Here is an 18,953-nt window from a genome sequence, read left to right as displayed (position 1 = left end):
ACTGCTGCAAAGCGCCGCCCGCAAGCGGCCTTTGCACACTGCTTAGATAGCCTGACGCAAAGCCTGGGCCTTGTCCGTGGCTTCCCAGCTGAACTCGGGCTCGCTGCGGCCAAAGTGACCGTAGGCAGCAGTCTTGGTGTAGATGGGACGCTGCAGATCCAGCATTTCGATGATGCCGCGTGGGCGCAGATCGAAATGTTGGCGCACCAGCTTGGCGATCTCGGTATCCGAAATCACGCCGGTGCCTTCGGTGTAGATGGTGATATTGATTGGCTCAGCCACACCAATGGCGTAGCTCAACTGAACCTGACACTGACGGGCCAGACCGGCTGCCACAATGTTCTTGGCCACGTAACGCGCCGCATAAGCAGCGGAACGATCCACTTTGGAGGGATCCTTGCCGGAGAACGCACCACCGCCGTGAGGGCATGCGCCACCGTAGGTGTCCACAATGATCTTGCGGCCAGTCAGACCACAATCGCCTTGAGGGCCACCAATCACGAACTTGCCAGTGGGGTTCACGAGGAAGCGGGTCTTTTCGGTCAGCAGGTCCGATGGGAAGCATGGACGAATGATGTGTTCGATCACGGCTTCGTGAATGTCTTTCTGGGACATTTCAGGAGCATGCTGCGTGGACAGAACCACGGTATCCACTTCGGTAGGACGGCCATCCACGTAGCGGAAGGTGACTTGAGACTTGGCGTCAGGACGCAACCAGGGCAGACGGCCATCTTTGCGCAGTTCGCTCTGACGCTGCACCAGACGGTGGGCGTACCAGATAGGAGCCGGCATCAGATCAGGCGTTTCGTCGCAGGCGTAGCCAAACATCAGACCCTGGTCGCCAGCGCCTTGGTTCAGCAGCTCTTCAGGGCTGCGATCCACGCCTTGGGCGATATCGGGTGATTGCTTATCGTAGGCCACCAGCACAGCGCAAGACTTGTAGTCGATGCCGTAATCGCCATTGTCATAGCCAATGCGCTTGATGGTGTCACGGGCCACCTGGATGTAATCCACATTGGCGTGCGTGGTGATCTCGCCAGCCAGCACCACCAGCCCGGTATTGCACAAGGTCTCGGCAGCAACACGCGCCTGAGGGTCCTGCTCGAAAATAGCGTCCAGGATGGCGTCGGAAATCTGGTCGGCAACCTTGTCGGGATGGCCTTCAGAGACAGATTCGGAAGTAAAGAGAAAGTCGTTGTTGCTCACAGCGTAGCTTCCTTGAATAAGGGCTGATAATCAGCACGAGGTTGAACAAACTGCGTTGCACCTCGAAGCCAGCGATGTGGATACGATAGACGGGGCGCGACGCTTTAGCGGTTTATAGTGGGCAGCTCGCTGCCTGATCGCTCCGCAAGTTGTCGTTTAACTCAGCGATACAATCTATTTTAAGCGAAAATACATATTTGTTTCAGCAAAACTTCACACTAAAGGATTGCCTGGCCCATGCTAGTGGCTCTTTTGCGCTTGATGGCTCGCCTGCCCTTACCCGTCCTGCATGGCCTGGGTAGAGCCGTAGGCCGACTGATTTACGCCTTTCCCGGACGCTATCGCCGTCGTCTGCAAAGCCACTGTCGCCAAGCGGGCTACGATTCGCCCGCTTTCTTTCGGCACGCTGCCGCAGAGACTGGCGCCATGATTATGGAAACCCCGCGCGTCTGGCTGTATCCACAAGCCTGTCTGGATCGCTGCACGATCGACAACCTGCCCCTGGTCCAGGAAACGCTGGCCGAAGGTCGCGGCATACTTTATCTGACCCCGCACCTGGGCTGTTTTGAAATGATTGCGCGCTATTTTTCCGGCGTGGATCCAATGACTGTCATGTTCCGCCCGCCTCGCCAAGCGTTTCTGGAACCCTTGATGGTCGAGTCCCGTGAGCTACCAGGCCTGCATGCCGTACCGGCCAATATCAAAGGCGTGCGCGAACTGGTCCGTGCTTTTCGCCGAGGCGAGTCAGTTGGCATGCTGCCCGATCAAGTCCCTAGTGGTGGCGATGGTGTATGGGCACCTTTTTTTGGCCGCCCCGCGTTGACCATGACGTTGGCCGGCAAACTGGCCCGTCAGTCCAATGTGCCCATCATCGTGACAGCCACCGAGCGTTTGCCCAAAGGTCGTGGTTTTCACATTCACACCCTGCGCCTGCCCGAGCCTTTGCCCGAGGACCCCACAGAGCTTGCCACCCTGATTAACGCATCCATGGAAATCATGATTCGGCGCTTTCCAACCCAGTATCTCTGGGCCTATAACCGCTACAAGATTCCGCATGACGCGCCCCCTTTGCCTGGCGATGCCACACCATGAGTTTTAATTCTTACCCACTGCTCAAATCCGTTTTTACCTACTTTGGCCGTGCCTCGGTGCGCTCGCGCCAGCGTTGGGGTGCCGTGTTGGGCGCACTGGTGCATCGCTTTGCCTCCCGCCGCCGTCACATTGTTCGTACTAACCTGGATTTGTGCTTTCCCGACACACCCGAAAGCACCCGGCGCGAATGGGAAAAGCAGCACTTTCGCCTGCTGGCCCAATCCTATCTGGATCGGGGCCTGCTCTGGTTTGGTCTGCCCAGCACCATTCTGAACACGCTGCACCTGACAGGCGAAGAACACATTACCCAGGCGCTGGAACAGGGTCGCAAGGTCATGCTACTGGTGCCTCATTTCCTGGGTATGGATGCCGCTGGCACACGGCTGTCCATGTCCATCTCGCCTTTGGTCGCTTTTTACACACCGCAGCGCGATCCTCATGTAGATCGCCTGATGTATGAAGGCCGCAGCCGCTTTTCCTCGGTCCCGCTGATTTCCCGCAAAGACGGGATCCGTGGCCTGATGCGCGCGCTGCAAAAGGGCCAGCCAATTTATTACCTCCCTGATATGGACTTCGGCGCCAAGGGCTCGGCCTTTGTGCCTTTTTTCAATGTCCCCGCCGCCACCCTGCTGTCCACTGCCCAGATTGCCCGCAATCAGGATGCGCTGGTCATTCCCGTGATTTCCCGCTTGGATGCCCAGACCGGCCACTACCATATTCAGGTGCTCGAACCCATGACCGACTTTCCCGGCGAAGGCACTCTGGAAGAGGCCACCGAGCGCATGAATGCCCTGATCGAAAAATATGTGCGCGAAGATCCGCCGCAGTATTATTGGGTACATCGACGCTTCAAAACCCGCCCTGAAGGTCAACCTGGCATCTACTAGACCCATCATGCACAGTCCCACCGCCCCCCAACCCGTTTCCTCCCTTTGGCGTTTCAGCAAAATGCACGGAGCGGGCAATGACTTTGTCATGCTCGACGGTGTGACGCAGCCTATTGAACTGACACCGGAACGCGCCCGCGCCCTGGCAGATCGCCACTTCGGAATTGGTGCCGACCAGATCTTGCTGGTCGAGGCCGCCACCGACACAGAGGCCGACTTCCGCTATCGCATCTTCAATGCAGACGGCAGCGAGGTTGAACATTGCGGTAACGGTGCTCGTTGTTTTGTCCGCTTTGTACACGAACAAGGTCTGTCATCAGCCAACCCTTTACGGGCGCAGATCCGTACCGGCATCATCAGCCTGTATAACGACCCACAACGCGGCGTGGACGTCATGATGGGCACCACCCGCTTTGCGCCAGCCGATGTGGGTTTTGACCATACCGGACTGGAAACGCGCGACCAAGGCGACGACACCTTGTGGCTCTTGCCTGTGCCCGGTCAAGCGGCCCCCGTGGCCTTGTCGCTGGTCTCGATTTCCAACCCGCATGCCGTGCAGGTCGTGGACGATGTTAAGCAGGCTCCCGTTGCTACGGTAGGCCCCTTCATCGAATCCCACCCTCGTTTTGCTCACAAAGTGAATGCGGGTTTCATGCAGGTGATTGATCCCCACCACATCAAGCTGCGCGTCTACGAGCGCGGGGCCGGTGAAACCCTGGCCTGCGGTACAGGCGCGTGTGCGGCTGTGGTAGCGGGCATACGGCGGGGATTGCTCCAAAGCCCGGTTGTCGTTGATACTCGTGGAGGCAGTTTGCGCATTGAATGGGACGGGCAGGCGCTACGCATGAGCGGCCCGGCCCAAACTGTCTTTACCGGACAAGTCGATATCGATGCACTGTGTGCATCCTTAGCCAGAAAGGAAATCTTCTAGACATGGATACCCCCAACAGCCTTAGCGCCGTGGAAGTGGCCCAGTTTTTGAAAGCCAACCCTGATTTTTTCGACGCACACGCCGACGTTTTTGCCAAACTGATGGTGCCTCATCCACACCAAAGCCGCGCCATTTCCCTGGGCGAGCGCCAGATCATGTTGCTGCGCGAGCGCGGCAAAAAAACCGAGCGTCAACTGGCTACGCTGGTCGCCAATGCCCGTGGCAATGAAAAGATTTCCCGCCAACTGCATCAATGGAACTGCCAGATGCTGGCCGAGTCCGATCCCGACGCCCTTCCCGCCCTGATTTGCAGCAGCCTGGAGCGCATTTTTGAAATGCCCGTGGTGCGCCTGCACTGCTGGAACCCGGACGAAGTCCTGGCCGATGACGCACTGGCCAGTTGGGCTCACACCTTGATCACCCCCTATTGCGGGGCCCGACGCGAACAGGAATTTCTGGCCGATTTGCAACAAGACGCGCAATCGGTAGCCATCGTGCCTTTGAAATCCCCCGAGTCAAACATCTTGTTTGGTCTGCTGGTTTTGGGCTCGCCCGAAGCCACGCGTTTTACTGCCGATATGGGTACGGATTTCCTGGAAGGCGTTGGTGAATTGTGCAGCGCCGCCCTGCAGCGCTTACACAAACCCAGCAGCGTTAATCAAAGCGAATGTCCGGCCTGAAGAAACCAGACCGTCCCCCCGCCGGGGAAAAGCCCAAAAAGCAGCCAGCCGCCTCCCCGGCCCTTAGCCCGGCCATGCAAAGCTGGCTGCATCAACTAAGCCACGAAAAACGCTATTCGGAACACACACTGAGTGCGTACCGCAATGACCTGCGCCATTTGCTGGCGCAATACCCAGGCACCGACCCCGACACACTCAATCAAAGTCAGTTGCGACAAGCCGCCGCCCGTTTGCATGCCCAAGGCCTGGCCCCACGCAGCCTGGCCCGCATTCTGGCGGCCTGGCGTGGCTACTATCAATCGCGCACCAAAGAACTAGGCTGGCCCTTGAACCCGGCTGCCAGTCTGAAAGCACCCCGGATAGGCCGCCCGTTGCCCAAGGCCTTGTCTGTGGACCAGACCCAGCAGCTACTGGACCGCTCTACGGCCCCGATTCAGGACGATCCGGTCAGTTGGCGCAATCAGGCCATGTTTGAATTGTTTTATTCCAGCGGGCTGCGTTTGGCTGAGCTGGTCAGCCTGGACACACACTATCACCAGGATCCGCAATACCAGTCTAAAAGCTGGTTACTGCTGGATGATCGTGAACTGGTGGTGAGCGGCAAAGGCGGCAAGACACGCCGCCTGCCGGTAGGCGAGAAAGCCTTGCATGCCTTGCAACAGTGGCTGCAAAAACGCCCGGCCCTGGCCTCATTGGCGACCAGCGCCGATGCCAGTGCGGCGCTGTTTCTGGGAGCCCGTGGAGCCCGTATTCACCCGCGTGTTGTGCAGCAAGAGCTGGAAAACTACGCCCGAGCCAGTGGCCTGCCTGTGCATGTACACCCGCACAGCCTGCGCCACAGCTTTGCCAGCCATTTGCTGCAATCGGCACAAGATTTACGGGCGGTGCAGGAACTATTGGGCCACACCAATATTTCCACGACCCAGATTTATACCCGTCTGGATTTCCAGCATCTGGCCCAGGCTTACGATCAGGCCCATCCTCGGGCACAACGCAAGAACCGGACCAGCGACAAAGCGGATGACTGACTCAGGGCTGTAAAGCCTTGATCAGTTGATCGGTATTCGAGCGCATCATGCCCAAATAGGTATCCACGCCGGATCCGGGCACACCCAAGGCGTCGGAATACAAGGTGCCGCCCACTTTCGCACCGGTTTCCCGAGCGACTTGCTCAACCAGTTTTGCGCTGACCGTGTTTTCGACAAAAATGGCCTGAATCTGCTCGCTGCGCGCTTGCTGGATGATCTGTGCAATATCGCGTGCCGAAGGCTCCGCCTGACTGGACACCCCCACCAAAGGAATAAAGCGGATGTTGTAGGCCTTGCCCATGTAGGAGAAGGCATCGTGCGAGGTAATGACCTTGCGCTTGTCTACTGGCACCGCTTGCAGGCGAGTCTTGATGGAGTCGTCCAGTTCCTGAATGCGCTGGACATAATCCTTGGCACGGCCCTGGTAGTACTGTGCATTGGCCGGATCAGCTTGCTCAAGACCTTTGCTGATATTGCGAACATAGATCTGCGCCAGATCCAGACTTTGCCAGGCATGCGGATCCTGACTGCCATGCTGATGGCTGTGCTCATGGCCGCTGTGGTCTTTCTCGGGCGCGTGTTCATGATCCTGGGCGTGGTCATGCGCAGGCTCATGGTCGTGGTCGTGGTCGTGGTCGTGGTCGTGGTCAGCATGATCGTCAGCCCCGCCTTCAAACGCCAAAGGCGTAATGCCTTCCGTCGCCACGACCTGCGGGCCCTTATAGCCCGCCGCCTGCTGCAAGCGCGGCAGCCAGGATTCAAACTCCAGGCCATTGACCACCAGCAACTGCGCCTTGGCCAAGGTCTTCGCATCGCTGGGACGCGGCTCAAAAGAATGGGCATCCCCATTGGCAGGCACAATCGTGCTGGCCATGACCTTGTCGCCCCCAATCTCCTTGACCATATCGTTCAGGATCGAAAAGCTGCTGACCACTCGCAAGGGTTCAGCCTGTACCGACAGGCTGGCCGCCAACAAACCCAGGGCCAACACCATACGGCCTGAATACATGCCTCGCATTTTCATCAATCGTGCTCCAAGAGAGAGGCCATGCGCCGACGCCGTGCACGCCATTGGGAATAAGCACGCAGCAAACCGCCTTGGGGGCCAAAAGTGATAGAAAGAAAATAAAACGCGCCCGCCGCCAGGATAATCGCGGGCGAAGCCGGAACGTTGTAGTAATACGAGAACAGCAGCCCCAGATAGGCGCTGATCATGCCCAACAAGGCCGCCACCAACATTTGTCGACCTACGGAATACACCCAGAACCGGGCCGAGGCGGCGGGCAGCATCATGATCCCCACTACCATCAAAGTCCCCAAAACCTGGAAGCCAGCCACCAGCGTGATGACCAGCATGAACAAAAACAGCATGTGAACCACGGAGCCGCGCCCACCCTGGGTACGCAAAAAAATCGGGTCCATGCACTCCAACACCAACGGTCGGAACACCAGAGCCAGAATAAGCAACGTAATCGTTGTGCTGCCGGTAACCAGCAACAAAGACGCATCATCCAGCCCCAGCACCGTGCCAAACAGCACATGGATCAAATCCATATTGGAGCCACGCAACGAAACCAGCAGCACTCCCAGCCCCAGCGACACCAGATAGAAGGCCGCAAAACTGGCGTCCTCGCGTTGTGGTGTCAAACGAGCAACCAGCCCGGCCAGCAAAGCGACGACCAGGCCGGTGATCATGCCGCCTATGGCCATCGCACTTAAGGACAAGCCCGCCGTCAAAAAACCGACTGCCACACCAGGCAGGATGGCATGGGCCATCGCATCACCCATCAGGCTCATGCGGCGCAGTACCAGAAATACACCCAAGGGCCCTGCCGCTGCGGCCAAAGCAAAAGACCCGGCCAGCGCGCGCTTCATGAAACCGAAATCGATGAAGGGGCCAAACAGCACATCCATCAGCGCCATCATAGGTAGTCACCCGCACACAAATGGCGAGCCAGATGCAGGTTCTCCGGCGTCAGCACTGCTTCGGTTTGCCCCCAACCCACTACTTGTCCGGCAAGCAGCACGGTTTGCGGAAAACAGCTACGCACCATATCCAGATCATGCAGCACGGCCATCACGGTACGGCCCTGCTTGTGCCAGTCCAGAATCAGGTTCATCAACTCATCCGAGGTTGCGCGGTCCACCGCAGCAAAAGGCTCGTCCAGCAAGAGGATTTGGGCATCCTGCATGATCATGCGAGCAAACAAGGCGCGCTGTAATTGCCCACCCGACAAGGTACCAATGGAGCGACGCGCAAAATCAGCCAGCCCCACCTGCTCCAGCGCATGGCCAAGGCGTTCATGCTCTGCTTTGGGAAAGCCGCCCCAGGCGCCCACGCGCTTCCAGGCCCCCATGGCCACCAGATCATGCACCGTCACCGGAAAGCTTTTATCCAGATCGCCCATTTGCGGCAGCAAGGCCAACTGATCCAGAAAGCCACTATCGACAGCAATGCGCCCTTTCAGGGGATTGATCTGTCCGGTCAGCCCTTTGAGCAAGGTGGATTTACCGGCTCCGTTAGGCCCGACAATGGCGGTCAAGGAGCCTCGGGTAAAACAGCCGCTGATATCACGCAGGGCGATTTTGTCTTTCCAGCCCAGCGCCACATGATCCAGCTCGATCAAGGTTTGAGTGGAGGTCATACCCTTACCACGCGCCCAATGCCCAGGCAGTTAGCAACCACAGGGCTGCTGCCACGCACAAGGCGCCCAGTACGCGCTGCCCGGCCGAGGCCAGCAAAAGCGAACGGCGCGGCACCGGACTACGGGAAGTCGAGGAAAATTGAGAACAGGACATGAAACAGGGATAATGCGGCTAGATTGGGAATTTAATTTTTTCCAAAGATGTTATAACATAACAAACAGCCTATCAAGCGCCATGCCTGTACATATTCTTACGCCCAACGCTATTGAAGATCAGCTCGCTATCGCTGAACAGCTTTGTCTGGAACGCGGTAAACGGCTGACCTCCATTCGCCGTCAGGTACTGGAAATCCTGATTCAGGCCCAGCGCAGCTTGCGCGCCTACGAACTGCTGGATCTGGTTCGCGAATTTCAACCCGGCGCCAAACCCCCTACCGTTTACCGCGCCCTGGACTTTCTGACTGAAGAAGGGCTGATCCACCGCCTGGATGCCGTCAATGCCTGGACCGCCTGTGTCGATGCCGGTGGCCACCCCCACGACTTGCTGATTGTCTGCACTCAATGCGGCACCGTGGTGGAACTGTGCGCTCCGGACTTGAGCCAAAGGCTGGCTGACTGTGTGCGCGGAGCCGGCTTTGCCCTGTCCGGCCACGAGACCGAGTTGCGCGGCCTGTGCCAACGTTGCGTTGCCGCTAAAAACGAGCGAAAACCCTTATCTGCCCCCTAAAACGTAGTATTTTGCCGCCAATCGGTATATATTCCCCGATCTATTGGCAAACCTCTGTGAATTTTTACAGATCACCGTTTGCCCAACAGGCAAGGCTGTGATGTAATCGCACGTTGTTTTCGTGCGGAGCAGATGGGTGCAGGAAGCCGCGGTTGGTGCCGTGCCTTGTACCTTTCGCCCGCCACTGCGAGGCATGTTTATGAACGCGGCATCAGATCTGAACAACATGGTTCCAGTCACTGTGCTGACTGGTTTTCTGGGCGCTGGTAAAACCACGCTGCTCAAGCGCATCCTGAGCGAATATCACGGTCGACGCATTGCCGTCATCGAAAACGAGTTCGGGCCTGAAGGCATCGACAACGAATTGTTGGTGCAAGACTCCCAGGAAGAAATCGTCGAGCTGAGCAACGGTTGCGTGTGCTGCACCGTGCGCGGCGACCTGATGCGCACCCTGAACGATTTGCGCGTTCGCCGCCAAGCGGGCGAGCTGAAGTTTGAGCGTGTCATCATCGAGACCACCGGCATGGCTAACCCCGGCCCGGTCTGCCAGACCTTTTTCATGGACGATGATATTGCCGACTACTATCGGCTGGACGCGGTCATTACCGTCGTGGATGCCAAACACGGCATGGCCACGCTGGACCAACAAGAAGAAGCCCAAAAACAGGTTGGCTTTGCTGACCGCTTGCTGATCTCCAAAAAAGATCTGGTCAACGATGTAGATTACGAGGCCCTGCGTGCCCGCCTGATCCGCATCAACCCGCGAGCCACCATTACACCGGTTCACTTTGGTGAAACGGACATCAAGGATTTGCTGGAAGTCAGCGGTTTCAACCTGAACTCTATTCTGGACATTGATCCGCAATTTCTGGCAGAGCAACACCCCGATGCGGCGGACGGCCATGATCACCACCACGACCATGGCGATGACGGCGAGTGTGGTCCGAGCTGCGGACACGATCACCACCATCATCACCACGAGCACGCCGCTCACAATGACGAAATCGGGGCTTTCGTGTTCCGCTCGGACCGTCCTTTCGACCCCGAGCGACTCGAAGACTTCCTATCGGGAATTGTCCAGGTATTTGGACCAGATCTGATGCGCTATAAGGGCATTTTGTATCTGAAGGGCATCAATCGCCGTATGCTCTTTCAAGGCGTACACATGATGATGAGCGCCGAGCCTGGCAATGCCTGGCTGGCCAAAGATAAAAAAGGCACCAAGCTGGTCTTTATTGGCCGCAAATTGCCACAAGACATATTCACCCAGGGCCTGGAGAATTGCCTGGTTTGAATTAATAATTATTCAGTAAATGCGGAGCGATTGCGCGTGACGACAGTTACAGGCTCCCAGACGTCAACAAGAGGTAAGCATCATGGCAACTAAGTCACATGACAGTACTACAACCCTGCTGACCGAGCAGGAGCTTTTGGCGATGCCTGAGTCAGACTACATGAACGCCGCCCAGCTGGAGTTTTTCAAGCATCGCTTGCGCCAGCTAGAGCAAGACATTCTGGCCAATGCGGGCGCCACAACGGAAAACCTGCGTGAAACCCAGTTCGTTCCTGACCCGGCTGACCGTGCCACGATCGAAGAAGAACACGCTCTGGAGCTGCGCACCCGCGATCGTGAGCGCAAGCTGCTCAAGAAAGTGCAACAGTCCATCGCCCTGATCGATTCGGGCGAATACGGCTGGTGTGAGGAAACCGGCGAGCCCATCGGCCTGCCCCGTTTACTGGCACGTCCCACGGCCAACCTGTCTCTGGAAGCCCAGGAACGTCGCGAGAAGCGCCAAAAAATGTTTGGGGATTAAACCTCTGACACCCGCGTTTGAAGTACGTAAAACCCTCCCGTAAGCAAATAGGCAATGGGAGGGTTTTTTACTTCCTGGACCACGAGTCGCTTCATAACAATGCACGTTATCGCCTGGCCTGCGTCGCCAGTCATCTCGATGGAAGAAAGAGAGCCCAAGCGCCAGAACCAGGCAAAAAATGATACAAAGAACATGTCTTGAAACTATGTGTTTATTAGCCTAGCCGGTAGCCAACGCCACCTTCAGCCATGTCCACCAAACGATCATTGAACAAATGCGCCCAGTGCTCCCATACTTGGTACCCACGCGGCAAAGAGCTATCTGTACGATGCCCTGAGTGCGCCAGTAAAGATGTCAGCTACGTCAGCTACACGAGTAATGGCTTCTGGTGGAAAACATTGGCAACCATCCTATTCTTTGGCATTTTTATCGCGACGTGCGGCAAAACAAATCAGCCTCCCAAGGCGACCAGCAATGAAGAGCAAAAAGTTCTTCACTTGCAAACACCAACCTCCGAGACACTGCTCAACCAGCAACTGGAGAGCAATAAATCGATGCAAACCCCGTCCCTGAAATTCGAGCTGAACAAAAACTGACCTAAGCTTTCTTTCACCCAATCAGCCCTCACTCCAGCCAGCTAAAAACATTGCCCTCAAACAAAAAACTGTTCGGCTACACCAGCTGCATCAACAAATTTACAGGCTTGCATATTGATCCTTGAAATTTCCTGCTGGGCCCCCAAATGGGAACCTTAAAGGAAGGAAATCATGGAACAATTTCACGCCACTACTATTGTCTGTGTACGCCGCGGAGATCAGGTCGCCATTGGCGGCGATGGTCAGGTCACCCTGGGCAATGTTGTCATCAAGGGCACAGCCCGCAAGATTCGCCGTTTGTACAACGACAGCATCCTGGCCGGCTTTGCCGGTGCAACGGCCGACGCATTCACTTTGCAAGAGCGCTTTGAAGCGAAGCTGGAGAAGTACCAGGGCAACTTGCTGCGCGCTGCCGTCGAACTGACGCGCGATTGGCGCACCGACCGCGTTCTGCGCCGTCTGGAAGCCATGCTGCTGGTGGCGGACAAGGAACACACGCTGGTGCTGACCGGCAATGGCGATGTGCTCGAACCCGAGCATGGCTTGGCTGCCATCGGCTCGGGCGGCTCCTACGCACAATCTGCAGCGCTAGCGTTGCTGCAAAACACCGATATGGCTCCTGCCGAGATCGTTAAAAAGTCCCTGGAGATCGCAGGCGACCTGTGTATCTACACCAACCAGAACCATATCGTCGAAACACTCTGACAGCCGGATACCCCACCATGTCTACACCTAATATGACTCCCGGAGAAATCGTCTCCGAACTGGACAAGCATATCGTTGGCCAGGGCAAGGCCAAGCGTTCTGTCGCCGTGGCCCTGCGCAATCGCTGGCGCCGCCAGCAGGTTGCCGAGCCTTTGCGCAGCGAAATCGTACCCAAGAACATTCTGATGATCGGCCCCACCGGCGTGGGTAAAACCGAAATCGCCCGCCGTCTGGCCAAACTGGCCAATGCGCCTTTCATCAAGGTCGAAGCCACCAAGTTCACAGAAGTGGGCTATGTAGGCCGCGACGTTGAAACCATCATCCGCGATCTGGTGGATATTTCGGTCAAGCAGACTCGCGAGATCGAAATGCGCCGTGTACGCACCCAGGCCGAGGAAGCCGCTGAAGACCGCATTCTGGACGTGCTGGTGCCCCCTTCGCGCGATGCCCACGGCCAGCCCCAACGTGAGGATAACTCCGCACGCCAGGTATTTCGCAAGCGCCTGCGTGAAGGCAAGCTGGACGATACCGAGATTGAAATCGAAATGGCCCAGGCCATGCCTCGCATGGAAATCATGGCCCCTCCCGGCATGGAAGAGATGACCGAGCAACTGCGTGGCATGTTCTCTGGTCTGGGACAGGAAAAAACCAAGGCTCGCAAGCTGACCGTCAAAGAAGCCTTCAAGCAACTGACCGAAGAAGAAGCGGCCCGTCGCGTCAATGAAGACGATTTGCGCACCGCTGCAGTGGCCAACGCCGAACAGAACGGCATTGTGTTCCTGGACGAAATCGATAAAATCACTGCCCGTGGCGAGAGCCAAGGCAGCGGTGGCGACGTGTCCCGCCAAGGTGTGCAACGCGATCTTCTGCCTTTGGTGGAAGGCACCAGCGTCACCACCAAATACGGTGTGGTGCGTACTGACCACATCCTGTTTATTGCGTCGGGTGCCTTTCACTTGTCGCGCCCATCCGATCTGATCCCTGAACTGCAAGGCCGTTTCCCTATCCGCGTGGAACTGGAATCGTTGAGCGCCCAGGATTTCGTACAGATTCTGTCGACCACCGATGCCTCCCTGACCAAGCAATACGCGGCTTTGCTGGGCACCGAAGACGTCAAACTGGATTTCCGTCCCGACGGCATTCAGCGTCTGGCCGAACTGGCTTTCGATGTCAACGAGCGCACCGAAAACATTGGTGCTCGCCGCTTGTACACGGTCATGGAAAAACTGCTGGAAGAGCTTTCCTACAGTGCTGGCAGCCACGGTGAACAAAGCGTGGTCATTGATGCAGACTACGTGAACAAACAGTTGCAGGAAACAGCGGCCAGCCAGGATCTGGCACGCTACGTGCTGTAAGTTCAGCACTAGACTCAAGGCTTATTCCGCTTGTTGTCGGACACGAAAAAGGGGCAGAAAAATCTGCCCCTTTTTCCATTCTTGTTCGGATAAGAACCAACACCGTACCAAGCAGACGACTGTACCAAGTTTTCAACAAACTCTGGCTTGGCAAAACGAATCAGGCTTACTGATCGCCAGATCACCAAACAATTCCGCCGACCAGAGCATACTGATAGCTCCCCTGTATAAGACATAAAAAAACCGGGCGAACCCGGTTTTTCTCCACTTGCTGAATCCGCCTTATTTGCTGATCTTGGTGACCACGTAATCACCCCCATCGCGCTTGGCAGTAAATTTCACCTTGTCACCCGGTTTGATATCGGCCAGCAAGGCAGGATCAATTTTGTACACCAATGTCATGGCGGGTAGCTCCAGGTCGCTGATCTCACCATGCTTGATGGTAATTTTGCCGGCCTCGGCGTCCAGTCGACGCACTTCACCGGACGCACTGGCTTCCTGAGCCTGGGCAACCACGACATATGCCGAGCCAGCCACCATACCCAAGGTCCCCAACGCCAAGGCCGTGCCTCGTTTCGTCCACGTCATTTTTCACTCCTGCAAATTGTGCAGAGCCAGACAATTAGCTCATAATGCCTACTTTCGGACGCCTGATGCGTCTGTTTCCGATCAAGCATAACGCTAAACCTTTGCAAAAGCATGAGTGAATTTATTAAAGGGTATGTGCTGCGCCCAGCCACCCCCGCCGATATTCCGACCATTTTGGGTCTGATGCGCGACATGGCCGCCTTTGAGAAACTGGAGCATATTTTCAAGGCCAGCGCCGAGTCGCTGCGCAACAGTTTCTTCTCCGACGCCCCCAGCGCCTACTGCCTGGTGATCACGCCACAAGACCAGCCCAACACAGCAATCTCTTACATTATGTGGTTTTACAACTACTCCAGCTTTCTGGATCGCCGTGGCATCTATCTGGAGGATTTGTATATCGACCCCGCCCACCGCAAACACGGTCTGGGCGCTGCTGCCCTGCGTCATCTGGCTCAGTTGGCTGTCGCCCAGGGCTGTGGCCGCCTGGAGTGGGTGGTGCTGGACTGGAATCAGAACGCCATCGACTTCTACAAACATCAAGGCGCGCAGGTACTGGATGACTGGCGCGTGGTGCGCGTCACGGGCGAGGCCTTGCTCAACATGGCCCAAGGCACTCCTGTTCCTGCTGAGATATAAAACCCATCATGTCCACACGACTTTCCATTATCAGCACCCGCACCGGCGACGACGGCACCACGGGCCTGGGTGATGGCAGCCGCCTGCCCAAAACCGCTCCCCTGATCCACGCTCTGGGAGATGTGGATGAACTGAACAGCCATATCGGTGTCTTGCGCAGCATGACGCTACCAGAGGATGTCGATACCTTGCTGTCCGACATCCAGCACGACTTGTTCGATATGGGGGCCGAATTGTGCATTCCTGGCCATCAGGTCATAGACAGCACGCATGTGGAACGTCTGGACCAGGCGATTGGTCATTACAACGAACCTTTGGGCATACTCCAAGAGTTTATTTTGCCTGGCGGCAGCCCGGCAGCGGCGCAAGCGCATGTGCTGCGTTGTGTAGCGCGTCGAGCAGAGCGCAGTGTTGTTGCAGTGCCCGCAGAGACACTGCCGCAGGACGGTCCGCGCTTGTACCTAAATCGCCTGTCGGATTTGTTGTTTGTATTGGCGCGTACCTTGAACCGTTACGCAGACCGCTCTGATGTGCTTTGGGAGCCCAAGCGCAACGCCCAGCACAAAGGCTGATTACCCACATCACGCCTGCCATAACCGCGACAGGAACAAGGCCCTGCTTGGCAGGGCCCTATTTTTTCAAACAAGGTCAATGCGGGTTGTGTCCGCAAACCTGAACACAGGCTGATCCGTAGGATCTTCGTACACCTGCCATTTCAAGGACAAGCTGCCTACCTGGATATCCACGGTCGCCAAAGTGTTTTCCCTGTCACTGTCGTCCGGGTCACAACGCCAGATCGGGAACCTTGCATGGTGCTGATCCGCCAGGACTTTTAAAGGATCAAGCTTGGCACCGGCTTGCGCCAACAACTCATCGCCCCGCTCCTGCCGCAGCTCGGACGAACGAGTCAGACGCTGTTCAAAGCCTTGCATGGCCTCATGCACTGCATGGTTGGCATGCAAACGGTTTTGCTCAATCGTTTGCACGGACACGGCCTGGGCACTGAACTCCACGCTCAGCAAACGCGGATCACCTCGCTGGGCCAGACTCAGATGAAATGCACCGGAACGGGGGTGATCCTGCAAAATGCTCACCGCCTGATCCAGGTCGGGCTGATCGAGCATGGCACGGGTCAGAACCATGCGCGGCACGCCTGGGGCCACGTGACGCGCTCGCACGTTATTGACCGTCATGGCCAGGCCTGCCTGTGTCACCGCAAAGCTGTGGCCCGGTAAAGAGGCGGGATACAGAAAGGAGACAAAGGACATGCCACTATCGGGGATGAATTTAGCCACCCCGCAGTACCCGGCCAAGCCTGGATCGCCGTCCTCGTTATGCACCAGGCGGGGTTCCCCTTGATCAGGCATTTGCACGGTTGTGCAACCATCAGGCGCCATGGCCCATAAGTCGCCACGGCAATTCCACAAGAACACATCCTCAAATGGGAGCTCCAGGCCTAATGCCAGGCCCTGGAGCTCGGTCCATATTCGGGGAAAATAACGCTCGGTGTACTGGGCCAGCTGACTGGCTACAGCCGTTCCTTTTGATTGCATGATGCCCTGCCATGCTGTTGAGTTCAGCAAATAGGCATGCACTGCAGAGGCTCCGAAACGTCCCAAAGAATGGCCAATTTCTTTGGGACCACCACTTAACTCCAGATAGGACAACTTAGCCATTGCGTCTATTTCCAGTAGGCACCGGACTGGTGCAATTGATTTTCAAGCAACTCGATACCGCTTACCGCACGACTGCCCGCCTTGGCCAGAACCTGCTCCAGCAACACCTCCACCAGCGCCTGTGCAGCAACTAACGAAGGGAAAAAAGACGGACTGTCGGTTCCAAACAATAATGTGGCATCTGCCTGCTGCGCAATAGGGGCAAGCAAGCTGTCGCAAATCGCCAGAATGTGTGCATCTGCCCGCCGAGCAGCCTGATGCACCAGTACGGCTTCTTGCGAATACGGCGCAAAACCGAACAAAACCAATACATCGCCCTTTTGCAACGCCCGCACATCCATATCCAGGGTCCCTGACTCACCACGCAGCAAGACAATGGAGGGTCGAAACAAACGGTACTGATAATGAAAAGAAAAGGCAGGCGCAAAAGAGGCTCGAAACCCGGCCACAAAAACCCGCTTTGCCTTGGCAAGCAGGCTGACAGCCTGCGGAAGACGGGCTTCGTTCACCTCGCGCAACAGTGCCAGATTATCCATTTGCGCTGCCAGAACCTGTGCCTGGCGATCTTCTTTGTTTCGGTTACGAACCACCGCCCGAGCCTGATCGGCATAGCGGCGGGCACCCTGGCCATGCAGAGCCTGGGTGAAGACGGCCTTGAATTCTGCCCAACCGCCAAAGCCCAAAGACTGTGCAAAACGCAGCAAAGTGGCAGGCTGTACCTGCGCCTGGGCTGCCAACTGACGCATGGACAGCAAGGGCACCTGATCAGCGTGATCAAGCACATAACGTGCGCTTTGCTGGAACTGGGGCGACATGGCGGCAAACGCCGCTTGAATACGCTCCGTCAGGTTACTCAAGGAGTTCATGGGCCAACGCGCTTTTAAAGGGGACACCAAGTATATATCGGCCGCAAATGCTGCCAAGACGCAACAGTGCGATCTTTATCCATCTGTACCGACCACCCAATGATGATTTATTTGTTGAAAGTATTATTATATATTCAACATACGTTGAAAATATTTTGGGACTACTTTCTGGATCTGCGCCATGACACATGTTTTTCATCGCAACCCCAAGCACATGCTGCCCTATGCCGTTAAAGGGGATGGCATCCGCATTGTGGACAAGGAAGGCAAATCGTATATAGACGCCAGTGGTGGGGCGGCCGTGTCCTGCCTGGGCCATAGCCACCCTGCCGTCATTGCCGCCATCAAGCAGCAACTGGACCAGATTGCCTACGCCCATACCTCTTTTTTCAGCAGCCAGGCTGCCGAAGATCTGGCGGATTTTCTGACCAGCCGATCCCCTGGAGATCTGAATCACGCTTACTTTCTATCCGGCGGCTCTGAAGCAGTAGAGGCCAGCCTGAAACTGGCTCGACAATACTTTGTAGAAATTGGCCAGCCTGAGCGCCATATCTTCATCGCCCGCCGTCAGAGCTATCACGGCAATACGCTGGGTGCCTTGGCCATTGGTGGCAATGAATGGCGCCGCAAACCCTTTATACCGCTGCTGGCGCCAGCCCAGCACGTTTCCCCTTGCTATCCCTACCGCGATCAGCGCAGCGATGAAAGCGCCGAGCAATACGCGGACCGTCTGGCCCAGGAGCTGGATGACACGATTCAAAACCTGGGCCCCCAACATGTTGCTGCCTTTGTCGGCGAGACTGTGGTGGGAGCCACCGCCGGTGCCTTAGCCCCGGTAGGCGACTACTGGAAGAAAATCCGCCAGGTCTGCGACAAGCATGGTGTGCTCCTGATTCTGGACGAAGTCATGTCCGGCATGGGGCGCACCGGCTATCTGTTTGCCTGCGAAGAGGACGGCGTGGTGCCGGACATCATGGCTATTGCCAAGGGTCTGGGTGCGGGCTATCAGCCGATTGGGGCCATGCTGGCCAGTGACCGGATTTATCAAGCCATCCTGAATGGCTCGGGCTTTTTCCAGCACGGCCACACCTATATGGGCCACGCCACGGCCTGCGCCGGTGCGCTTGCCGTGCAGCAAGCCATTGAGCAGGACCAGTTGCTGGAAAACGTCCGCCAGCGTGGCGAACAATTACGCCAGGAACTGCATCAGGCATTGGACAGCCACCCCAATGTAGGCGATATACGCGGTCGAGGACTGTTTGTTGGCGTCGAGCTGGTACAAGACAAGGCCAGCAAGCAAGCCCTGGACCCAAGTCTGAAAACCCACGCCAAGATCAAACAACATGCATTTTCCCAAGGTCTGATGCTCTATCCTATGGGTGGCACGATAGATGGGGTGCATGGCGATCATATTTTGCTGGCGCCGCCCTTTATCTGTACCGAGTCCGACATTCAGGAAATCGTGAAACGTCTGACGCACACCCTAGAGCACATCCTGCCCCGTTAAATCTCGTCTTGCCG

22 protein-coding genes are annotated in these 18,953 nt (G+C 56.7%); 14 read left to right on the top strand and 8 right to left on the bottom strand.

What is annotated here, in order from left to right; genetic code table 11:
- Positions 1–42 precede the first annotated feature (42 nt).
- Positions 43–1,206 carry a methionine adenosyltransferase gene (gene metK / locus AC6I6N_RS08960; protein WP_108728209.1) on the bottom strand — a complete coding sequence of 388 codons (1,164 nt, stop codon included), beginning with the start codon at positions 1,204–1,206 and terminating at the stop codon, positions 43–45.
- A gap of 237 nt (positions 1,207–1,443) precedes the next feature.
- Here metK and AC6I6N_RS08955 point away from each other — a divergent pair, with 237 nt between their 5' ends.
- The 5 genes from AC6I6N_RS08955 to AC6I6N_RS08935 are packed head-to-tail and all read left to right on the top strand — an operon-like array spanning position 1,444 to position 5,824.
- On the top strand, positions 1,444–2,298 hold the full coding sequence (locus tag AC6I6N_RS08955; protein ID WP_497943433.1) for a lysophospholipid acyltransferase family protein: 855 nt from the start codon (positions 1,444–1,446) through the stop codon (positions 2,296–2,298).
- Positions 2,295–3,185 carry a lysophospholipid acyltransferase family protein gene (locus AC6I6N_RS08950; protein ID WP_094195472.1) on the top strand — a complete coding sequence of 297 codons (891 nt, stop codon included), beginning with the start codon at positions 2,295–2,297 and terminating at the stop codon, positions 3,183–3,185. Before AC6I6N_RS08955 ends, AC6I6N_RS08950 begins: the two co-directional genes overlap by 4 nt.
- A gap of 7 nt (positions 3,186–3,192) precedes the next feature.
- Positions 3,193–4,116, top strand: coding sequence for a diaminopimelate epimerase (gene dapF, locus AC6I6N_RS08945; RefSeq protein ID WP_123050935.1), 924 nt, complete (start codon positions 3,193–3,195; stop codon positions 4,114–4,116).
- Positions 4,117–4,118: 2 nt separating this feature from the next.
- The gene (locus AC6I6N_RS08940; protein WP_094195470.1) at positions 4,119–4,796 is read left to right on the top strand and encodes a DUF484 family protein; all 678 of its coding nucleotides are present in this window, start codon (positions 4,119–4,121) and stop codon (positions 4,794–4,796) included.
- The gene (locus tag AC6I6N_RS08935; RefSeq protein WP_395013708.1) at positions 4,784–5,824 is read left to right on the top strand and encodes a tyrosine recombinase XerC; all 1,041 of its coding nucleotides are present in this window, start codon (positions 4,784–4,786) and stop codon (positions 5,822–5,824) included. Before AC6I6N_RS08940 ends, AC6I6N_RS08935 begins: the two co-directional genes overlap by 13 nt.
- A gap of 1 nt (position 5,825) precedes the next feature.
- Here the strand turns inward: AC6I6N_RS08935 and AC6I6N_RS08930 are convergent, their stop codons facing one another.
- Genes AC6I6N_RS08930 through AC6I6N_RS08915 form a run of 4 tightly spaced genes read right to left on the bottom strand, consistent with a single transcriptional unit; the run spans position 5,826 to position 8,623 of the window.
- A complete protein-coding gene (locus AC6I6N_RS08930) occupies positions 5,826–6,848 on the bottom strand; it encodes a metal ABC transporter substrate-binding protein (RefSeq protein ID WP_497943432.1) in 1,023 nt (340 codons plus the stop codon).
- Complete coding sequence (locus tag AC6I6N_RS08925) at positions 6,848–7,747, bottom strand: metal ABC transporter permease (protein WP_094198243.1); 900 nt, start codon at positions 7,745–7,747, stop codon at positions 6,848–6,850. The genes AC6I6N_RS08930 and AC6I6N_RS08925 overlap by 1 nt, the downstream gene beginning before the upstream one ends.
- Positions 7,747–8,469 carry a metal ABC transporter ATP-binding protein gene (locus tag AC6I6N_RS08920; RefSeq protein ID WP_094195467.1) on the bottom strand — a complete coding sequence of 241 codons (723 nt, stop codon included), beginning with the start codon at positions 8,467–8,469 and terminating at the stop codon, positions 7,747–7,749. Before AC6I6N_RS08920 ends, AC6I6N_RS08925 begins: the two co-directional genes overlap by 1 nt.
- Before the next feature lie 4 nt (positions 8,470–8,473).
- Positions 8,474–8,623: a hypothetical protein gene (locus AC6I6N_RS08915; protein ID WP_162988085.1), complete on the bottom strand. Its 150-nt coding sequence runs from the start codon at positions 8,621–8,623 to the stop codon at positions 8,474–8,476.
- Positions 8,624–8,704: 81 nt separating this feature from the next.
- Between AC6I6N_RS08915 and AC6I6N_RS08910 the strand changes: the two genes are divergently transcribed.
- The 6 genes from AC6I6N_RS08910 to hslU all read left to right on the top strand — a co-directional run bounded on the left by AC6I6N_RS08910 (position 8,705) and on the right by hslU (position 13,666).
- Positions 8,705–9,196, top strand: a complete 492-nt coding sequence (locus AC6I6N_RS08910) for a Fur family transcriptional regulator (RefSeq protein WP_094195466.1) — start codon at positions 8,705–8,707, stop codon at positions 9,194–9,196.
- A 199-nt stretch (positions 9,197–9,395) separates the two neighbouring features.
- Entirely contained in the window at positions 9,396–10,490 is a 1,095-nt protein-coding gene (locus AC6I6N_RS08905; protein ID WP_094198242.1) for a CobW family GTP-binding protein, read from the top strand.
- 82 nt (positions 10,491–10,572) lie between these two features.
- Positions 10,573–11,010, top strand: coding sequence for an RNA polymerase-binding protein DksA (gene dksA / locus AC6I6N_RS08900; protein WP_026484112.1), 438 nt, complete (start codon positions 10,573–10,575; stop codon positions 11,008–11,010).
- A 248-nt stretch (positions 11,011–11,258) separates the two neighbouring features.
- Positions 11,259–11,606 (top strand): hypothetical protein, encoded by a 348-nt coding sequence (locus AC6I6N_RS08895; protein ID WP_159063889.1) that lies wholly within the window; start codon positions 11,259–11,261, stop codon positions 11,604–11,606.
- A gap of 171 nt (positions 11,607–11,777) precedes the next feature.
- Complete coding sequence (hslV, locus tag AC6I6N_RS08890) at positions 11,778–12,311, top strand: ATP-dependent protease subunit HslV (protein ID WP_094195464.1); 534 nt, start codon at positions 11,778–11,780, stop codon at positions 12,309–12,311.
- A gap of 17 nt (positions 12,312–12,328) precedes the next feature.
- Positions 12,329–13,666, top strand: coding sequence for an ATP-dependent protease ATPase subunit HslU (gene hslU, locus AC6I6N_RS08885; RefSeq protein WP_108728214.1), 1,338 nt, complete (start codon positions 12,329–12,331; stop codon positions 13,664–13,666).
- 282 nt (positions 13,667–13,948) lie between these two features.
- Here the strand turns inward: hslU and AC6I6N_RS08880 are convergent, their stop codons facing one another.
- Complete coding sequence (locus tag AC6I6N_RS08880) at positions 13,949–14,206, bottom strand: copper-binding protein (protein ID WP_234354420.1); 258 nt, start codon at positions 14,204–14,206, stop codon at positions 13,949–13,951.
- A 159-nt stretch (positions 14,207–14,365) separates the two neighbouring features.
- On the opposite strand from AC6I6N_RS08880, the gene AC6I6N_RS08875 reads away from it, so the two are divergent.
- Both AC6I6N_RS08875 and AC6I6N_RS08870 read left to right on the top strand, forming a co-directional pair.
- On the top strand, positions 14,366–14,890 hold the full coding sequence (locus tag AC6I6N_RS08875) for a GNAT family N-acetyltransferase (protein ID WP_094195461.1): 525 nt from the start codon (positions 14,366–14,368) through the stop codon (positions 14,888–14,890).
- Positions 14,891–14,898: 8 nt separating this feature from the next.
- Complete coding sequence (locus AC6I6N_RS08870) at positions 14,899–15,462, top strand: cob(I)yrinic acid a,c-diamide adenosyltransferase (protein ID WP_321267546.1); 564 nt, start codon at positions 14,899–14,901, stop codon at positions 15,460–15,462.
- 66 nt (positions 15,463–15,528) lie between these two features.
- On the opposite strand, the gene AC6I6N_RS08865 is transcribed toward AC6I6N_RS08870, so the two are convergent.
- Complete coding sequence (locus AC6I6N_RS08865) at positions 15,529–16,566, bottom strand: C45 family autoproteolytic acyltransferase/hydrolase (protein ID WP_094195459.1); 1,038 nt, start codon at positions 16,564–16,566, stop codon at positions 15,529–15,531.
- A 5-nt stretch (positions 16,567–16,571) separates the two neighbouring features.
- Positions 16,572–17,432, bottom strand: a complete 861-nt coding sequence (locus AC6I6N_RS08860) for a MurR/RpiR family transcriptional regulator (RefSeq protein ID WP_094198241.1) — start codon at positions 17,430–17,432, stop codon at positions 16,572–16,574.
- Between the two features lie 181 nt (positions 17,433–17,613).
- Here AC6I6N_RS08860 and AC6I6N_RS08855 point away from each other — a divergent pair, with 181 nt between their 5' ends.
- A complete protein-coding gene (locus tag AC6I6N_RS08855) occupies positions 17,614–18,939 on the top strand; it encodes an aspartate aminotransferase family protein (RefSeq protein ID WP_497943431.1) in 1,326 nt (441 codons plus the stop codon).
- Positions 18,940–18,953: the final 14 nt, after the last annotated feature.

The organism is Alcaligenes sp. LTN-3, from assembly GCF_059735605.1.
The sequence above is the reverse complement of the archived record's forward strand: the minus strand, read 5'-3'. Positions and strand labels throughout refer to the sequence as shown.